The sequence below is a fragment of the Frankia sp. QA3 genome (assembly GCF_000262465.1).
GTDB lineage: Bacteria > Actinomycetota > Actinomycetes > Frankiales > Frankiaceae > Frankia.
On record NZ_CM001489.1, the window covers coordinates 3,480,816 to 3,494,110 of the forward strand.

Here is a 13,295-nt window from a genome sequence, read left to right on the forward strand (position 1 = left end):
GCCTGCGGACGGGGATGGGACCGGATTGGGCGGGAGCGGGTCGGCGGGCCGCATCGCAGAGCGTGTGGGCGGGGACGGGCACCCGGGACTGGGGGTGGTTGTGGCCATGGCCGAACCGTAGATCGATGTGCAGGCGCCCTGCCGCGTCGGATGGCGATCTGTGGACAACGGTCCGTTGTCCACAGATCGGCCTGGATCCCTGGGCGAACGATCGAGATCTTGTTACGGTCGTCACAGATCAGCAGGCGGCTTGCCGGAATATGTCCCGTCCCGGGACGTTGACCCGAGCTGGTAAGTTGCGCGCGCAACCATCCAGCGCACCCGCGGGACCTACCAACCGCTCAACCATGGCAAACCACTCCGTCGCCGGGCGATCGACGCCTCCGGCGCCACCCTCTGGAGGATGCGATGACCACGCCTACCACCGTCCTGACCGACCTGACCGGCACGTGGACGATCGACCCCGCCCACTCGCGCATCGGCTTCGCCGCGCGGCATGCCATGGTCACGACCGTGCGGGGGCAGTTCACCGCCGTCGAGGGCACCCTGCACCTGGACGGCGCCGAGCCCACCGCGTCCACCGCCACCGTGACGATCCAGACCGACTCGTTCAACACGGGCGTGCCGGACCGCGACGGCCACGTGAAGTCCGCCGACCTGCTCGACGTCGCGACCTACCCGACGATCGCCTTCGTCAGCACCGGGGCGGTCGCCGGCAAGGGCGACGACGAGTACGTGCTCACCGGCGATCTGACGATCCGCGGCGTCACTCACCCGGTCGACATCGACATCACCTTCGAGGGCAGCTCCAAGGACCCGTTCGGCAACATCCGGGCCGGCTTCACCGGCACCACGACGCTGAACCGCAAGGACTTCGGCCTGACGTTCAACGCGGTGCTGGAGACGGGCGGCGTCCTCATCAGCGACAAGGTCAAGGTCGAACTGGACATCTCCGCGATCAAGGCGTCCTGACGGCCCGCCGGGATCGGCCGCGTTGCCACTGTGGCCTGCGGCGGTGACGCTTCTGTTTCTCCGCCGGGCCCAGCGGTAAGGTCCACGCGACGCCGACATTCTGGGAGCACCACGGGAGGTGCGCCGATGCGTGTGACCGTCGACTTCGACCGCTGTGCCAGCAGCGGCACGTGTGTCCAGCTCGTTCCGGACGTCTTCGAGATCCGGGACGACGGCTACCTCTACCTGCTGAACGAGGAGCCGGACGACGCGCGGTGGGACGACCTTCAGGAGGCGGCTGACTCCTGCCCGACGGAGGCGATCAGCATCAGCGACGGCTGACGGGTCCGGCTGCCGACCGCCAGATGCCACCGCCCGGTGCGGCCGGACCCGCACCGGGTAGGAACTCGGTGCGGATCCGCACGCGTGGTGCGGGTCGGCACAGGAGGTGCCTACATGGCGACGATCTACCGGCAGCAGCGACAACGGCAGACGCCCAGTGCCCTGTGGCCGGCGCTGCTCGTCCTCGGCCTGGCCGTCACGGTGCTGGGACTTCTGCTGATCTTCAATCCGTTCGCGACGGCCGGCACCCTGGCCGTGCTCGCCGGGGTGGCCCTGGTCCTGTCCGGGATCGGCGAGACGATCGCGGCCGCCAGGGCCGAGAACTCCGCGGGCACCGCCTTCTTCGGGATCCTGCTCATCCTCGGCGGCATCGTCGTGCTGATGTGGCCGGGGGTGACGCTGCGGGTGCTGGCGCTGCTCGTCGGCGCCATCCTGATCATCACCGGCGTCGTGAGGGCGCTCGTGACCCGGGCGTCGCAGTCGCGTGAGGTCGGTGGCCACGGTGCGGTGCCCAGCTACGCGCTGGCGGCCGTCAGCGTGGTGCTGGGTGTGCTGGCCCTCGCCTGGCCGGACGCGACGATCGTGGCGCTCGCGGTGATCTTCGGGATTCAGCTCGTCGTCACCGGGGTCACCGAGATCGCTCTGGGGCTGGCGCTGCGGCCGCGCACGCGGGCCTGACGCGTCTGGTGGCTGCCGGCGGTCGGCCCGCCCGGCCGCCGGCGGGGAGCCACCAGACGTCGGTTGCCGGACCCGCTCAGGCGAGGATGCGCTCGCGCCAGCGGCGGATCGAGTCCTCGCGGGCGCCGTGATCACGGACCCAGCCGACCACGCCGCCGGGATGAGCATCGGTCGTGGCGATCACCGCCTCCGCGGCGGCGACCGACGTCTTGACCAGCTCCCGGCCCCGTTCCGGGTCGCTCACGCCGGGCAGCAGCGCGTGCCCCTTGAGTCGCTTGATCACGCCGCGCATGTTCTGCTCAGTGGCGGCATAGTCGTCGAGGACGTCCCGCTCGACGACGCCGGCGAGGCGCAGCAGCACGGCGATCGTGACGCCGGTGCGGTCCTTGCCCGCCGCGCAGTGCACGAGCACCGGGCCCGGCGCCTCGGCGACGACGTCGACGATCCCGGCGAGCTGCGGAGCGGCATGCTCCACCATCGCCACATACAGCGCCTGCAGACCGGCCTCCATCGCGCCCGAGGCGACGGTGTGCCGGCCGGGTGCCGCGTCATCGCCGAGCAGCGGGAACACCCTGATCTCGGCGCCGAGAGCGGCGAGCGGATGCGGATCGGGCCCGCGCTCGACGGCCGAGCGCAGGTCGATTACCGTGCGCGGCGGCCAGGTCGTCGACGCGGGCGGCGGGCGGTCCCCGACCTTGGGCATCTCGCTGCGGTAGAGCACGCCGGGGCGGGTGCGCCGGCCATCCGCGGTCGTCATACCCCCGACGTCACGGAGGTTGACCAGCCCGGCGACGTCCGGCGGCGCCGGCGCCTCCAACGGCGGGGCGGAACCGGCGCCCGCCGCCTCGGTCGGATCGGTGAGAGACGTCATCGGGTTCTCCTCCGGCCGTGCCTGCCTGGTTACCGTCATTGCCGGTCGGCGCCGGACGGGCGGGACCGCGGCCGGCCCGGGACCCATCGGACCTGGACACCGGGCCCGTCTGCCCGTGACACCGCCGCCGGCGGCGTCCCCCATCCTCGCGGATTTCCGCCGGATGAACCCGCAATCGCACGATGCGTTCGCCCGCTCACCGCCCGCCGCGGGCGGCGGCGTCGCCGCCGGGCACCGGCTCGGCCGGATCGCGCTCGAACAGCGACAGGTCCACGGCGCCGCCGGCCGGCCGCGCCCCGGCTGACTCCCCTGGGCCGCTCGCGGCGGCGCCCCCGCCGGCGGGGGCGCCGAACGCCGCCGCCGTGGGCCCGCCGGCCAGCGCCAATGCCTCCGCCACCGCCGGATCGAGGTCGACCGGGTCGGTCAGATGTGGATCCTTGTTCCGGACGTTGCCCACCGCCGCGTCCACCGGATGCGCGGCGAGCACCCCCGCCGGCGCCGGGCGCAGCAGCGGGGCGAGCGCGGCCGGGTCGCTCGCCGGATCGATCCACCGGTCCCAGGCCGCCGCGGGCAGGATCACCGGCGAGCGGTCGTGCAGGAACGCCAGGCCCTCGGCCGCCGCGGTGGTGAGGATCGTAAAGGTCACCAGCGGCGCGTCCCCCTTGCGCCACACCTCGTAGAGGCCGGCGAAGGCGAAGATCCCCCCGGTCGCCGGATGGCCCGCCGGGTAGATATAGAACGGCTGCCCGCGCCGGGATCCGCCGCCCGGATGGAACCACTCGTAGAAGCCGGTGGCGGGCACGAGGCAGCGCCGCGCCGCGAAGGCCGCGCGGAACGCCGGCTTGGTCGCCACCGTCTCCGCCCGAGCATTGATCATTTTGGCGCCGATGGCGCGGTCCTTGGCCCAGGACGGCACCAGGCCCCAGGTGGCCAGCCTCAGGACCCGGCCGGCGGGCGCCGTGCCCGGCCGCTCGCCACCCGCCGGGCCACCCGAGCGCTCGCCGGCTGCGCCACCCGATCCGCCGCCGGCCTCAGACGGCTCCGCGACGACGATCGGCATCGTCGACGTGGGAGCGACGTTGTAGCTCTCCGCCACCCCGCTGCCCGTCCCGTCGCGGGCGGACATGGCGGCGACCAGGTCGTCGGTCTTCAGCTTCTGTGTGTAGCGGCCGCACATGCCGTCCAGTGTGGCAGCCGGGTCCGACATTTCCCGGCGACGCCCAGCGCTCAGCCGAACAGCAGTCCGCCCCCGCCGGCGAGGCAGGCAAGCCCCGTCAGGCCGAACAGGCCCACCCAGAACCCCGGCGGCAGCCCGGTCAACCGGGCGAGCTGGTCCGGATCCGAATCCCTCGCCCGGCGGCGCCGGCGCTGCCGCTGCACCTCGACCACCGGCCGCAGCGCCCCGAGCAGCAGGAAGCAGGCGACGTAGGCGGCGAACCCGGCGCGCGCGGTCGGCGGCGCGAACCAGGAGACCGCCAGGATCGCGGCGGTGCTGACCAGCAGCGACATCGCCCCGAAGCCGTTACGGATCACGACGAGCATCGCGAGCAGCATCGCCACGCAGAGCTGGAGCACCAGGCTGGTGCGGCCGGTGGCCAGCAGGGCGGCGGCGCCGAGTCCGATCAGAGAGGGCGTGGGGTAGCCGGCGGCCACCGTGGCGATCACCCCGGGGCCGGTCGGTCGGCCGGAGGAGACGGTGACCCCGGAGGTGTCCGAGTGCAGGCGCACGCCGGCCAGGCGGCGGCCGCTCGCGACCGCGGCCAGGGCGTGCCCACCCTCATGCGCAATCGTGATCACGTGCCGAGCGACGGGCCACAGTCGATCGCTGAGCACCGTCACGGCCGCGAGGACGGCGGCGACGGCCAGCACCCACTGCGGCGGCGCCGGTTGCGCCTCAATGCTGCGCCGCAGGATCTCCATCCGGCCCCTCTCTCCCGATACGCGACCGTCTCTCCCGATACGTGACCGTTGGCCCCGAACCAGCGCCGGCGTCCGTTCGGACATCATCGATCCTGGGCCTGGGGGAACGCGAAGGTGCCGGCGGGGGTCCTCGAAAGGGCGAGCACCCCCCTGTAGGGCGCCCCCGCGGTCGGGGGGCGGCGGTAGGGTCGGGAACGCGTTTGAGTGCCCGGGGGAGACCGCGAGGACAAGCTGAGGAGTGGCCCGTCGTGGCGGAATACGTCTACCGGCCGGTTATCACCGTGGCGAGGGGGCTGCTCGGCGCGCTGCGCCTGCAGCTTGACGTGCGGGGTGCGGAGAACATCCCCGCCTCCGGGGGCGGCATAGTCCTGATCAACCATGTCTCCTATCTCGACTTCGCTCTCGCCGTTCTGCCGTTCTGGACCGCCCAGCGGCGGCTCATCCGCTTCATGGCCAAGAAGGAGGTCTTCGACCACCGAATCTCCGGCCCGCTGATGCGCGGGATGCACCACATCCCGGTCGACCGGCAGGCCGGGGCCGCGTCGCTGCGGGACGCGCTGAAGGCGTTGCGCGCCGGCGAGTTCGTCGGGGTCTTCCCCGAGGCGACTATCAGCCCGAGCTACTGCCTGGCCTCGTTCAAGTCCGGTGCGGCGCGGATGGCGACGCACACGAACGTCCCGGTGATCCCGGTGATCCTTTGGGGCAGCCAGCGGATCCTGACCAAGGGACATCCGTTCAAGCTCCGGGACGCGATCGGCACCCCGGTCACCATCACCGTGGGCAGGCCGGTGCCCCCGGCCGAGCTCGCGGACCGCCGGACGGGGACGGACGTCCTGCACAAGGTGATGACCGAGCTCCTCGACGAGGCGCAGCGGCGCTATCCGCGTCCCGCGCCCGGCGAGCCTGACTGGTGGCTGCCCGCGCACCTCGGCGGCTCTGCCCCGCCGCAGTCCGCCAAGGCGGACGACCCGGAGGCGTGACCGTCGCGCAGGCCTGACCGGCACGCAGGCCTGACCGGCACGCAGCCATAATCGGGCGCGCGCTGCGCCCCGCCGAATCGCCCGAGGCTGACAGCTCCTCGCCAGTTTCCTTGACCTCCGGCAAGTGCATCCGGAAATGTCGGGTCAAGGCATTCGGGGTCGGCACCCCCGGGCACAGCGGCGGCGGGGCGTGATGCGGTGACCGAGGTGTTCGAAATCGGCGACGAGGAGATGTTCGTCGACGCGCTCCCCAAGGTCGATCTGCACGTCCGGCTGGAATCCGCCCGGACCTGCGGAATCGGTGCCTGCGAGCCCGACCGCCCAGGCCACGTCGAGGGCCGGTCCAGCCGGAGAACGATCGGGACGTTCGCCCGCCCGCCCGCCAGGCCGTTCTCCCCTGGTCCCGCTGATCGCCGCGCGGATGTGCGCGGTGGTGCGCCCGCGCCCGGGCGGGTAGACGACTGTGGTCGGCGGTGTGAATATCCCCGGGGACGAGAACCATTGTGTGTCGCTCGCCCATGGCACGGCGCTGCGCCTGGCCGGTCAGCGGGTGCGGTACGCCGAGATCACCATCACCCCCTGGACCCAGGCCCGGCGAGGGATCGACCCCGCGGCCATGTTCGCCGGCCTCGACCGCGGCCGGCGCGCGGCCGAGGAGGAGGTGGGCATCCAGGTCCGCCGGATCGCCGAGACGGCCCTGGCCTGGAACGCGGCGAGCCCGAACGCCACCCCTCAGAACGTCCTCGACGGCACTATCGGGGCGCTGGGACGCCCGGTTACGCATTCGCCGCGTTTACCGTGAAGGGACCTGGGTACCCGACCGGGCGGATCATGAGGCGAAAGAGGGACGTCAGGCGGAGGTTTACCCTTGCTCACCGTAAGCTGGATTTTACTGGTGATCTGCGCCGTGGCCATCCTCGGAAGCGTCATGCTCCTCGGGCAGCGTGACACTCGACGGGCGGGGCTACAACGGCGATTCGGCCCCGAGTACGACCGCGCGCTCGCCGAGCACGCGGACCGGCGATCGGCGGAACGCCAGCTCAGACAGATCGCCGACCGGCGCGACGCGCTCACCATCAACCCGTTGACCCAGGCTGACCGGGCGACTTATAAGGCCCGCTGGGAGACGCTGCAGACCCGTTTCGTGGACGACCCCGCCGAGGCGACCAGCCTGGCGGATGCCCTCGTCGGCGAGGTGATGCGGGCCCGGGGATATCCGGTCGGCAGTTTCACCGAGCGCGCCGAGCTGCTGTCCGCCGACCATCCCCGCGTCGTCGCCGGCTACCGGGAGGCACACCAGCGGACCACGGCCAAGCCGGACGGGAACGGTGCTGCGGGCCGACGGGACACCGAGAGCCTGCGCTCGGCCTTCGTGCGCTACCGCGAGGTGTTCAACCAGCTGGTCGGGAGCGACGCCGGGTCCGGCAACCAGGCCGGTGCCGCGGGCGACCAACGGGACCGGCAAGACCGGCCCGCCGCCGGCCTCGCGGCCACGCCCGGTAAGCGGGATGCGTGAGCCCCGCGGCCGCGGGATCGTCCGGCAACGCCCGTCTCCCGGCCGGGGTGACCTCCGCAGTCACCGCCCCGGCGGCCCCACGCCGCCCTCGGCCCGGCCCCCTCGCAGCACGACAGGAAGGACCGACATGAGCCTCGACGGCATCAGGCACGACCGCCGCCCCGCGGCGGATCCCCGGCCCGGCCCGGGTCGGGAGGGCGACCGGTGGCGGGAGATCCTGCTCGGCTTCGTCGACGACCCGCGGGCCGCCGTCGAACAGGCCGACCGTCTGGTCGACGAGGCGATGCGCGCCCTGCAGGATCGGATCGAGGCGCAGCGCAGCGGCCTGCGCGAGGCGTGGCGCTCCCGCGGCGAGCCGTCGACGGAGGAGCTGCGCATGGCGCTGCGCGGCTACCGCGACCTCTGCCAGGATCTGCTCGCCTACGATCGAGGGGAGTCCCGCGGCCCCGCCTCGGCCGGGTCTGCGTCGCCGGTGGCACGGGACGTGACCCGGGCCTCCGCGGAACCGAACGGCGCCGCCAATTCCACCGCGAAGGCCCCCACCGACTCCCGACCGCCGGCGGCAGCCCCGTCCCGGTCGGCCTCCGGCGGGGAACCGTCCCGGACGCCCATCCCGGCGGCACCGTCCCGGGCGCGAACCGCGCCGGCGGGCGCGATGTGGGACGGGATCCGGTAAGCCCGGTAGCGGGCCTGCAGGGCGCGGCGCCGCGGCGGATGCACGTTCGCCCGGCACAGGTCACCGCCGTAGTGCGCGACGACGCGATCGTCCATCAGCCGGAACCACACCGGGGGCAGGTACGCCGCGAGCAGCAGCGTGGCGTACCCCGCCGGCAGTTGCGGCGACTCCTCGAACGAACGCAGGACCTGATAGCGCCGGGTGGGATGGGCGTGATGGTCGCTGTGCCGCTGCAGCTGGTAGAGCGCCAGGTTGCTGGTCACCGCGTCGCTGTTCCAGCTGTGCCGCGGGGTGACGGGCTCGTAGCGTCCCTCGGGGGTGTGGGCCCGCGCGAGCCCGTAATGCTCGATGTAGTTGACGCCTTCGAGCAGGGTGAACCCGAACACCGCCTGCGCGGCGAGGAAGACGAGCACCGACGGCCCGAAGGCGGCGGCAAGCGAGCCGAACAGGACGGCGGTGAGCAGCCAGCCGAGCAGCACCTCGTTGCGCAGGGACACCACTCGCGCGCCGCGCAGGCGCAGCCGGCGGCTCTCCAGCGACCAGGCCGACCGCAGGCTGCCCACGACGGTGCGCGGCCAGAACCGCCAGAAGCTCTCCCCGAGGCGGGCGCTGGCCGGGTCGGCCGACGTCGCGACCCGCACGTGGTGACCCCGGTTGTGCTCGACGTAGAAGTGGCCGTAGCAGGTGGGCGCGAGCATCAGCCGCGCCAGCCACCGTTCTAGCCGCCCCCGTTTGTGGCCCAGTTCGTGCGCCGTGGTGATGCCCACGCCGGTCACCGTGCCGACCGAGACCACCGCGCCGATCCGGGAAGCCGGCGACAGCTCGCCCCCCGCCCAGGCCGCGGCGCCGAGGACCAGACCGATGCCGGCCAACGGCAGGTAGAGGTAGGTGCACCGACGGTAGAAACGATCCGCTTCGAGGGCGGCCCGGATCTCCTCCGGGGGATTGACCGAATCCGCCGGCGTGGAGATGTCGAGCAGCGGGACGAGGACGAAGACGAACAACGGGGTGATCCACCAATGCACCCCGAGACCCGTGCGGTGCCACAGTCCATAGCCCACGATGGCGAGCAGGGGCACGATGATGGCGGTCAGCCACATATAGCGTTTACCGTCACGCCAGGCGATCCCGCCGGGCGCGGTGAGCACGGGAGCCGCCACCGGCACCTCCGATCCGCCGGGCCGACCGGCAGGTCACCGATCGGGCCAATGCAGGCACGAAACGGGCATCCGACGGTTCGGCAGAACTGATCCGCCAATCTGCCATCCGTCATCCACAATGACAACAGGATTTCGGCCACAACAGACCCGTGAGGAGTAACTCGCCAGTGGTGACGGACGGTGCGCGTTCCCGGCCGGCGGGCCGGCGGTCACGGTCGATGAGCGACTCGCCACCCTGGATCGGCGGGATGATGGTGGGCACGCTGCTGCTGGCCGCCCTCGTCCTGATCACCTACACACTGCTGCCCCTGCCCGGCCAGGAGCGGCTGGGCGACGGCAACTACCTGCTCGCGGCGGCGCTGTTCGCCGCGAACATCGCGCTGCCCCGGCTGCTGCGCCGGGTGCGCCGGGTGCGCCGGCGCCAGGCGGAGCGCACCCGCTGACCGGCTGACCTGCCCGGCCGGCGGGCCGGCCCCGGCCGCCCACCCGGTCGGCCTCGCCGCGCGGGCGGGCCGGGGACGTGGGCTGGCCCACGTGCGGCCCTGCACGGGTGATGTCAACTGCCACTATGGCCGGATGTCCGCCCTGGTCGTCCTGCTCGTCGGCCTGGTCGCGGGCATCGTGGTCCGCCGCCGGCGGCGGCTGCCCGCGCAGGCCGCGGCGGTCGTCAACATCTGGCTGCTCGACATCGCGCTGCCGGCGCTCGTCCTGCGCGCCATGCATGACGTGAACTTCCCGGGCAACCTCGCGCTCGTGGTGGCCGCGCCCTACCTGCTGTTCGTCCTGTCCACGGCGCTGTACCTGCTCGCGGCGCGGCCGATGCGGCTGTCCCGCCAGACGGTGATGGCCCTGGTCGCCGCGACGGCGGTGGCCAACACCAGCTTCGTCGGCTTCCCGATGGTCACGGTCTTCTTCGGGGCGTCGTCGGTGCCCATCGCCGTGCTCGTCGACCAGCTCGGCTCGTTCCTGCTGCTGAACACCGTGGTGCTCGGCGCCGTCACGATCATCGCCGGGGCGTCGCTGCCGCGCGCGGAGCTGGCGCGCCGCGTCCTGACCGCGCCGGCGCTGCTCGCCCTGGTGACCGCGCTGGCACTGCGGCCGGTGGCCTTCCCCGGCTGGCTGGATTCGGCGCTGGACTCGCTCGGCGCGACCCTCACCCCGCTCGCGCTGTTCTCGATCGGCATGCAGCTGGAGGTGCGGGCCGTCCGGCAGTGGTGGCGCGAGCTGGCGCTCGGCCTCGGCGTGAAGCTGGTCGTCGCCCCCGCGCTGGTGGTGGGGGTCTACGCGCTGACCGGGACGCTCGGCGACCACGACGTGACGATCGCGCTGTTCGAGGCGGCGATGCCACCGATGGTCGCCGGCGCGCTCATCGCCGCCCGGCACGACCTCGCCACCCCGCTGCCCAGCCTGCTGGTGGGGGTCGGGGTGCCGCTGTCGTTCGCCACGCTGCCGGTCTGGTCGCTGCTGCTGAAGTCCTGACCTGGGCCGACGTTCAATCTGATGAGCGGAACAAGCGCACCGACTAGGCTGGACGCGGACACGGAAGTGGTGTCCGGAGTCGTCGCCCGAGCCACCTGACGCCTCGTGGAAGCGGGCCGGGATCCGTCGCGCGCCGCCCGCGGTTGACGTGTCGCGCCCGCGTGGTCGATGGTCGTGGCTGCCGCGGTTCCGGCACCGTCGATGTCCCCCACCAGATTCCGGGACCAGGCGATCGCGAGGAGTGACTTCGGTGGATGCGGTGCAGACAGCGGACTACGTCGACGAGGTGGCTGCCGCCGCGGGCGAGCCGGGGTCGACGTTCACCCGCCTGGGCGTGATCGGGTGCGGGTTGATGGGCTCCGGCATCGCCGAGGTCGCCGCCCGCGCCGGCCTGGACGTCGCCGTCCGCGAGATCGACGAGCCGGCCCTGAGCGCGGGGCGCAAGCGACTGACCTCCTCGCTGGACCGCGGGGTCCGCGGCGGCAAGCTGACCGAGGCCGACCGGGACGCGGTGCTCGCGCGGCTGACCTTCACCAGCGATCTCGGTGACTTCGCCGACCGCGACGTCGTGATCGAGGCGGTCGCCGAGAACGAGCAGCTCAAGGCGGACATCTTCGGCGCTCTCGACAAGGTCGTGGCGCGACCGGACGCGATCTTCGCCTCCAACACCTCGTCCATTCCGATCATGAAGCTGGGCATGGCCACGTCCCGGCCGGAGCAGGTCGTCGGCATCCACTTCTTCAACCCGGTGCCCGTCCAGAAGCTCGTCGAGATCGTCCCGTCGCTGCTGACCGCGCCCGCGACCGAGACCGCCGCCGAGGGCTTCGTCACCGGGCGGCTCGGCAAGGAGGTCATCCGCTCGAAGGACCGGGCCGGCTTCGTGGTGAACTCGCTGCTCGTTCCCTACCTGCTGGCCGCGGTGCGCATGCTGGAGTCCGGCTTCGCCGTCGCGGACGACATCGACCGCGGCATGGTGCTCGGCTGCGCCCACCCGATGGGCCCGCTGCGCCTGTGCGACCTGATCGGCCTCGACACCATCAAAGCGGTGGCCGAGTCGATGTACGAGGAGTTCAAGGAGCCGTTGTACTCGCCGCCCCCGCTGCTCATGCGCATGGTCGACGCCGGGCTGCTCGGTAAGAAGACCGGCCGCGGCTTCCACAATTACGCGACCTGACCCCAGCGGGCGGCCGATCCGGCACAAGCGGCCTGATCCCCGCGCGCCAGCCAATATCCCGACGACCAAGGCGGCCGCTGTGAATCCGAGTTTCAGCCTCTACCAGCTCGCCGAGGAGCACGCCGCGCTGCGTGAGGCGGTGCGCACGCTCGCCGAGAAGGACATCGCGCCGTTCGCCGCGGACGTCGACGAGCACGAGCGGTTCCCGGTGGAGGCGCAGGAGGCGCTCGACCGGGCCGGGTTCTCCGCGGTGCACGTCCCGGAGAGCTACGGCGGGCAGGGCGCGGACTCGGTGGCCACCTGCATCGTCATCGAGGAGATCGCCCGCGTCTGCGCGTCGAGCTCGCTGATCCCCGCGGTGAACAAGCTGGGCAGCATGCCGATCATCCTCGCCGGTTCCGAGGAGCTCAAACGCCTGGTCCTGCCCTCCCTCGCCAGTGGTGAGGCGATGATCTCCTATGCGCTCTCCGAGCGGGAGGCGGGCTCCGACACCGCCTCGATGCGCACCCGGGCCCGCCTCGACGGCGACCACTGGGTCCTCGACGGCACCAAGACCTGGATCACCAATGCCGGCGTGTCGGCCTGGTACACCGTGATGGCCGTGACCGACCCGCACGCGAAGAAGAAGGTCGACGGCATCTCCGCCTTCGTCGTGCACCGCGACGACCCCGGCTTCGAGGTCGGCTCGAAGGAACGCAAGCTCGGCATCAAGGGCTCCCCCACTCGGGAGATCCACTTCACCGGCTGCACGATCCCCGCCGACCGCATCATCGGCGAGCCGGGCACCGGCCTGCGCACGGCGCTCGCCACCCTCGACCACACCCGGCCCACGATCGGCGCGCAGGCCATCGGCATCGCCCAGGGGGCCCTCGATGCCGCCATCGCCTACGTCAAACAGCGCCGCCAGTTCGGCCGGACGATCGCCGACAACCAGGCCGTCCAGTTCATGCTCGCCGACATGGGCATGAAGATCGAGGCGGCCCGGCACCTGGTCTACGTCTCGGCCGCCCGGGCCGAACGCGGCGAGCCGAACCTCGGCTTCGTCTCCGCCGCCGCCAAGTGCTTCGCCTCGGACGTGGCGATGGAGGTCACCACCGACGCGGTGCAGTTGTTCGGCGGCGCAGGCTACACCCGCGACTTCCCGGTGGAGCGGATGATGCGCGACGCCAAGATCACCCAGATCTACGAGGGCACCAACCAGATCCAGCGCCTGGTCATGTCCCGCGCGCTGCTCACGGGCTGACCGCGACTCGTTGCTCTGCCGAGAGCCATGATCCGCGCTCTCCATGCCGTCCGGAAGACTCCCGGCTGTTCCCGACTGAGGGCCACCCCGCCTTGACGACCGCCACCGCTCCCGGGCCATCACAGATCCTCTGACTCGCTGTCGGCCGGAGCGCGACGAACGGCAACAGTGTCCGGGTGATCCTCACCGAGGCGGACGGTCCACCGCTGGTGGGCGTGCCGGGCCAGAGCGAGACTGCCCGGGTAGTCCCCGGCAAGATAGTCCGCCGACACCACCGCCAGTATGTGCCTCGAGGCACGCACCGC

Annotated in this window: 14 protein-coding genes; 10 read left to right on the forward strand and 4 right to left on the reverse strand. The window is 72.3% G+C overall.

Annotation, left to right across the window (positions count from 1 at the left end; all coding sequences use genetic code 11):
* Positions 1-408: 408 nt before the first annotated feature.
* The 3 genes from FRAQA3DRAFT_RS14310 (at position 409) to FRAQA3DRAFT_RS14320 (ending at position 1,971) form a co-directional block, all read left to right on the forward strand.
* The gene (locus tag FRAQA3DRAFT_RS14310; protein WP_009739748.1) at positions 409-972 is read left to right on the forward strand and encodes a YceI family protein; all 564 of its coding nucleotides are present in this window, start codon (positions 409-411) and stop codon (positions 970-972) included.
* Positions 973-1,098: 126 nt separating this feature from the next.
* Entirely contained in the window at positions 1,099-1,293 is a 195-nt protein-coding gene (locus tag FRAQA3DRAFT_RS14315) for a ferredoxin (protein WP_009739749.1), read from the forward strand.
* Positions 1,294-1,407: 114 nt separating this feature from the next.
* Positions 1,408-1,971, forward strand: coding sequence for an HdeD family acid-resistance protein (locus tag FRAQA3DRAFT_RS14320; RefSeq protein ID WP_009739750.1), 564 nt, complete (start codon positions 1,408-1,410; stop codon positions 1,969-1,971).
* Positions 1,972-2,047: 76 nt separating this feature from the next.
* On the opposite strand, the gene FRAQA3DRAFT_RS14325 is transcribed toward FRAQA3DRAFT_RS14320, so the two are convergent.
* The 3 genes from FRAQA3DRAFT_RS14325 to FRAQA3DRAFT_RS14335 all read right to left on the reverse strand — a co-directional run bounded on the left by FRAQA3DRAFT_RS14325 (position 2,048) and on the right by FRAQA3DRAFT_RS14335 (position 4,762).
* A complete protein-coding gene (locus FRAQA3DRAFT_RS14325) occupies positions 2,048-2,842 on the reverse strand; it encodes a tyrosine-protein phosphatase (RefSeq protein ID WP_009739751.1) in 795 nt (264 codons plus the stop codon).
* 196 nt (positions 2,843-3,038) lie between these two features.
* On the reverse strand, positions 3,039-4,049 hold the full coding sequence (locus FRAQA3DRAFT_RS14330) for an SOS response-associated peptidase (protein WP_009739752.1): 1,011 nt from the start codon (positions 4,047-4,049) through the stop codon (positions 3,039-3,041).
* A 20-nt stretch (positions 4,050-4,069) separates the two neighbouring features.
* Positions 4,070-4,762, reverse strand: coding sequence for a M50 family metallopeptidase (locus tag FRAQA3DRAFT_RS14335; RefSeq protein ID WP_009739753.1), 693 nt, complete (start codon positions 4,760-4,762; stop codon positions 4,070-4,072).
* A 248-nt stretch (positions 4,763-5,010) separates the two neighbouring features.
* On the opposite strand from FRAQA3DRAFT_RS14335, the gene FRAQA3DRAFT_RS14340 reads away from it, so the two are divergent.
* From FRAQA3DRAFT_RS14340 to FRAQA3DRAFT_RS14350, 3 genes are all read left to right on the forward strand, one after another.
* On the forward strand, positions 5,011-5,742 hold the full coding sequence (locus FRAQA3DRAFT_RS14340) for a 1-acyl-sn-glycerol-3-phosphate acyltransferase (protein WP_009739754.1): 732 nt from the start codon (positions 5,011-5,013) through the stop codon (positions 5,740-5,742).
* Positions 5,743-6,247: 505 nt separating this feature from the next.
* Positions 6,248-6,544, forward strand: coding sequence for a hypothetical protein (locus FRAQA3DRAFT_RS14345; RefSeq protein WP_035920999.1), 297 nt, complete (start codon positions 6,248-6,250; stop codon positions 6,542-6,544).
* A gap of 66 nt (positions 6,545-6,610) precedes the next feature.
* Positions 6,611-7,258, forward strand: a complete 648-nt coding sequence (locus FRAQA3DRAFT_RS14350) for a hypothetical protein (protein WP_009739755.1) — start codon at positions 6,611-6,613, stop codon at positions 7,256-7,258.
* Positions 7,259-7,678: 420 nt separating this feature from the next.
* Here the strand turns inward: FRAQA3DRAFT_RS14350 and FRAQA3DRAFT_RS14355 are convergent, their stop codons facing one another.
* Entirely contained in the window at positions 7,679-9,094 is a 1,416-nt protein-coding gene (locus tag FRAQA3DRAFT_RS14355; RefSeq protein WP_009739756.1) for an alkane 1-monooxygenase, read from the reverse strand.
* Positions 9,095-9,312: 218 nt separating this feature from the next.
* Here FRAQA3DRAFT_RS14355 and FRAQA3DRAFT_RS14360 point away from each other — a divergent pair, with 218 nt between their 5' ends.
* From FRAQA3DRAFT_RS14360 to FRAQA3DRAFT_RS14375, 4 genes are all read left to right on the forward strand, one after another.
* Entirely contained in the window at positions 9,313-9,537 is a 225-nt protein-coding gene (locus tag FRAQA3DRAFT_RS14360; protein WP_051054585.1) for a hypothetical protein, read from the forward strand.
* Between the two features lie 133 nt (positions 9,538-9,670).
* Complete coding sequence (locus FRAQA3DRAFT_RS14365; RefSeq protein ID WP_009739758.1) at positions 9,671-10,573, forward strand: AEC family transporter; 903 nt, start codon at positions 9,671-9,673, stop codon at positions 10,571-10,573.
* A gap of 352 nt (positions 10,574-10,925) precedes the next feature.
* Positions 10,926-11,747 (forward strand): 3-hydroxybutyryl-CoA dehydrogenase, encoded by an 822-nt coding sequence (locus FRAQA3DRAFT_RS14370; protein ID WP_232292118.1) that lies wholly within the window; start codon positions 10,926-10,928, stop codon positions 11,745-11,747.
* Positions 11,748-11,826: 79 nt separating this feature from the next.
* Positions 11,827-12,990: an acyl-CoA dehydrogenase family protein gene (locus FRAQA3DRAFT_RS14375; protein ID WP_009739760.1), complete on the forward strand. Its 1,164-nt coding sequence runs from the start codon at positions 11,827-11,829 to the stop codon at positions 12,988-12,990.
* Positions 12,991-13,295 lie beyond the last annotated feature (305 nt).

What these genes read in the sequence shown, in the direction of transcription:
- FRAQA3DRAFT_RS14310 (WP_009739748.1), top strand. Translation starts at nt 409, where the DNA reads ATGACCACGCCTACCACCGTCCTGACCGACCTGACCGGCACGTGGACG.
- FRAQA3DRAFT_RS14315 (WP_009739749.1), top strand. Translation starts at nt 1,099, where the DNA reads ATGCGTGTGACCGTCGACTTCGACCGCTGTGCCAGCAGCGGCACGTGT.
- FRAQA3DRAFT_RS14320 (WP_009739750.1), top strand. Translation starts at nt 1,408, where the DNA reads ATGGCGACGATCTACCGGCAGCAGCGACAACGGCAGACGCCCAGTGCC.
- FRAQA3DRAFT_RS14325 (WP_009739751.1), bottom strand. Translation starts at nt 2,842, where the DNA reads ATGACGTCTCTCACCGATCCGACCGAGGCGGCGGGCGCCGGTTCCGCC.
- FRAQA3DRAFT_RS14330 (WP_009739752.1), bottom strand. Translation starts at nt 4,049, where the DNA reads ATGTCGGACCCGGCTGCCACACTGGACGGCATGTGCGGCCGCTACACA.
- FRAQA3DRAFT_RS14335 (WP_009739753.1), bottom strand. Translation starts at nt 4,762, where the DNA reads ATGGAGATCCTGCGGCGCAGCATTGAGGCGCAACCGGCGCCGCCGCAG.
- FRAQA3DRAFT_RS14360 (WP_051054585.1), top strand. Translation starts at nt 9,313, where the DNA reads ATGAGCGACTCGCCACCCTGGATCGGCGGGATGATGGTGGGCACGCTG.
- FRAQA3DRAFT_RS14365 (WP_009739758.1), top strand. Translation starts at nt 9,671, where the DNA reads ATGTCCGCCCTGGTCGTCCTGCTCGTCGGCCTGGTCGCGGGCATCGTG.
- FRAQA3DRAFT_RS14370 (WP_232292118.1), top strand. Translation starts at nt 10,926, where the DNA reads ATGGGCTCCGGCATCGCCGAGGTCGCCGCCCGCGCCGGCCTGGACGTC.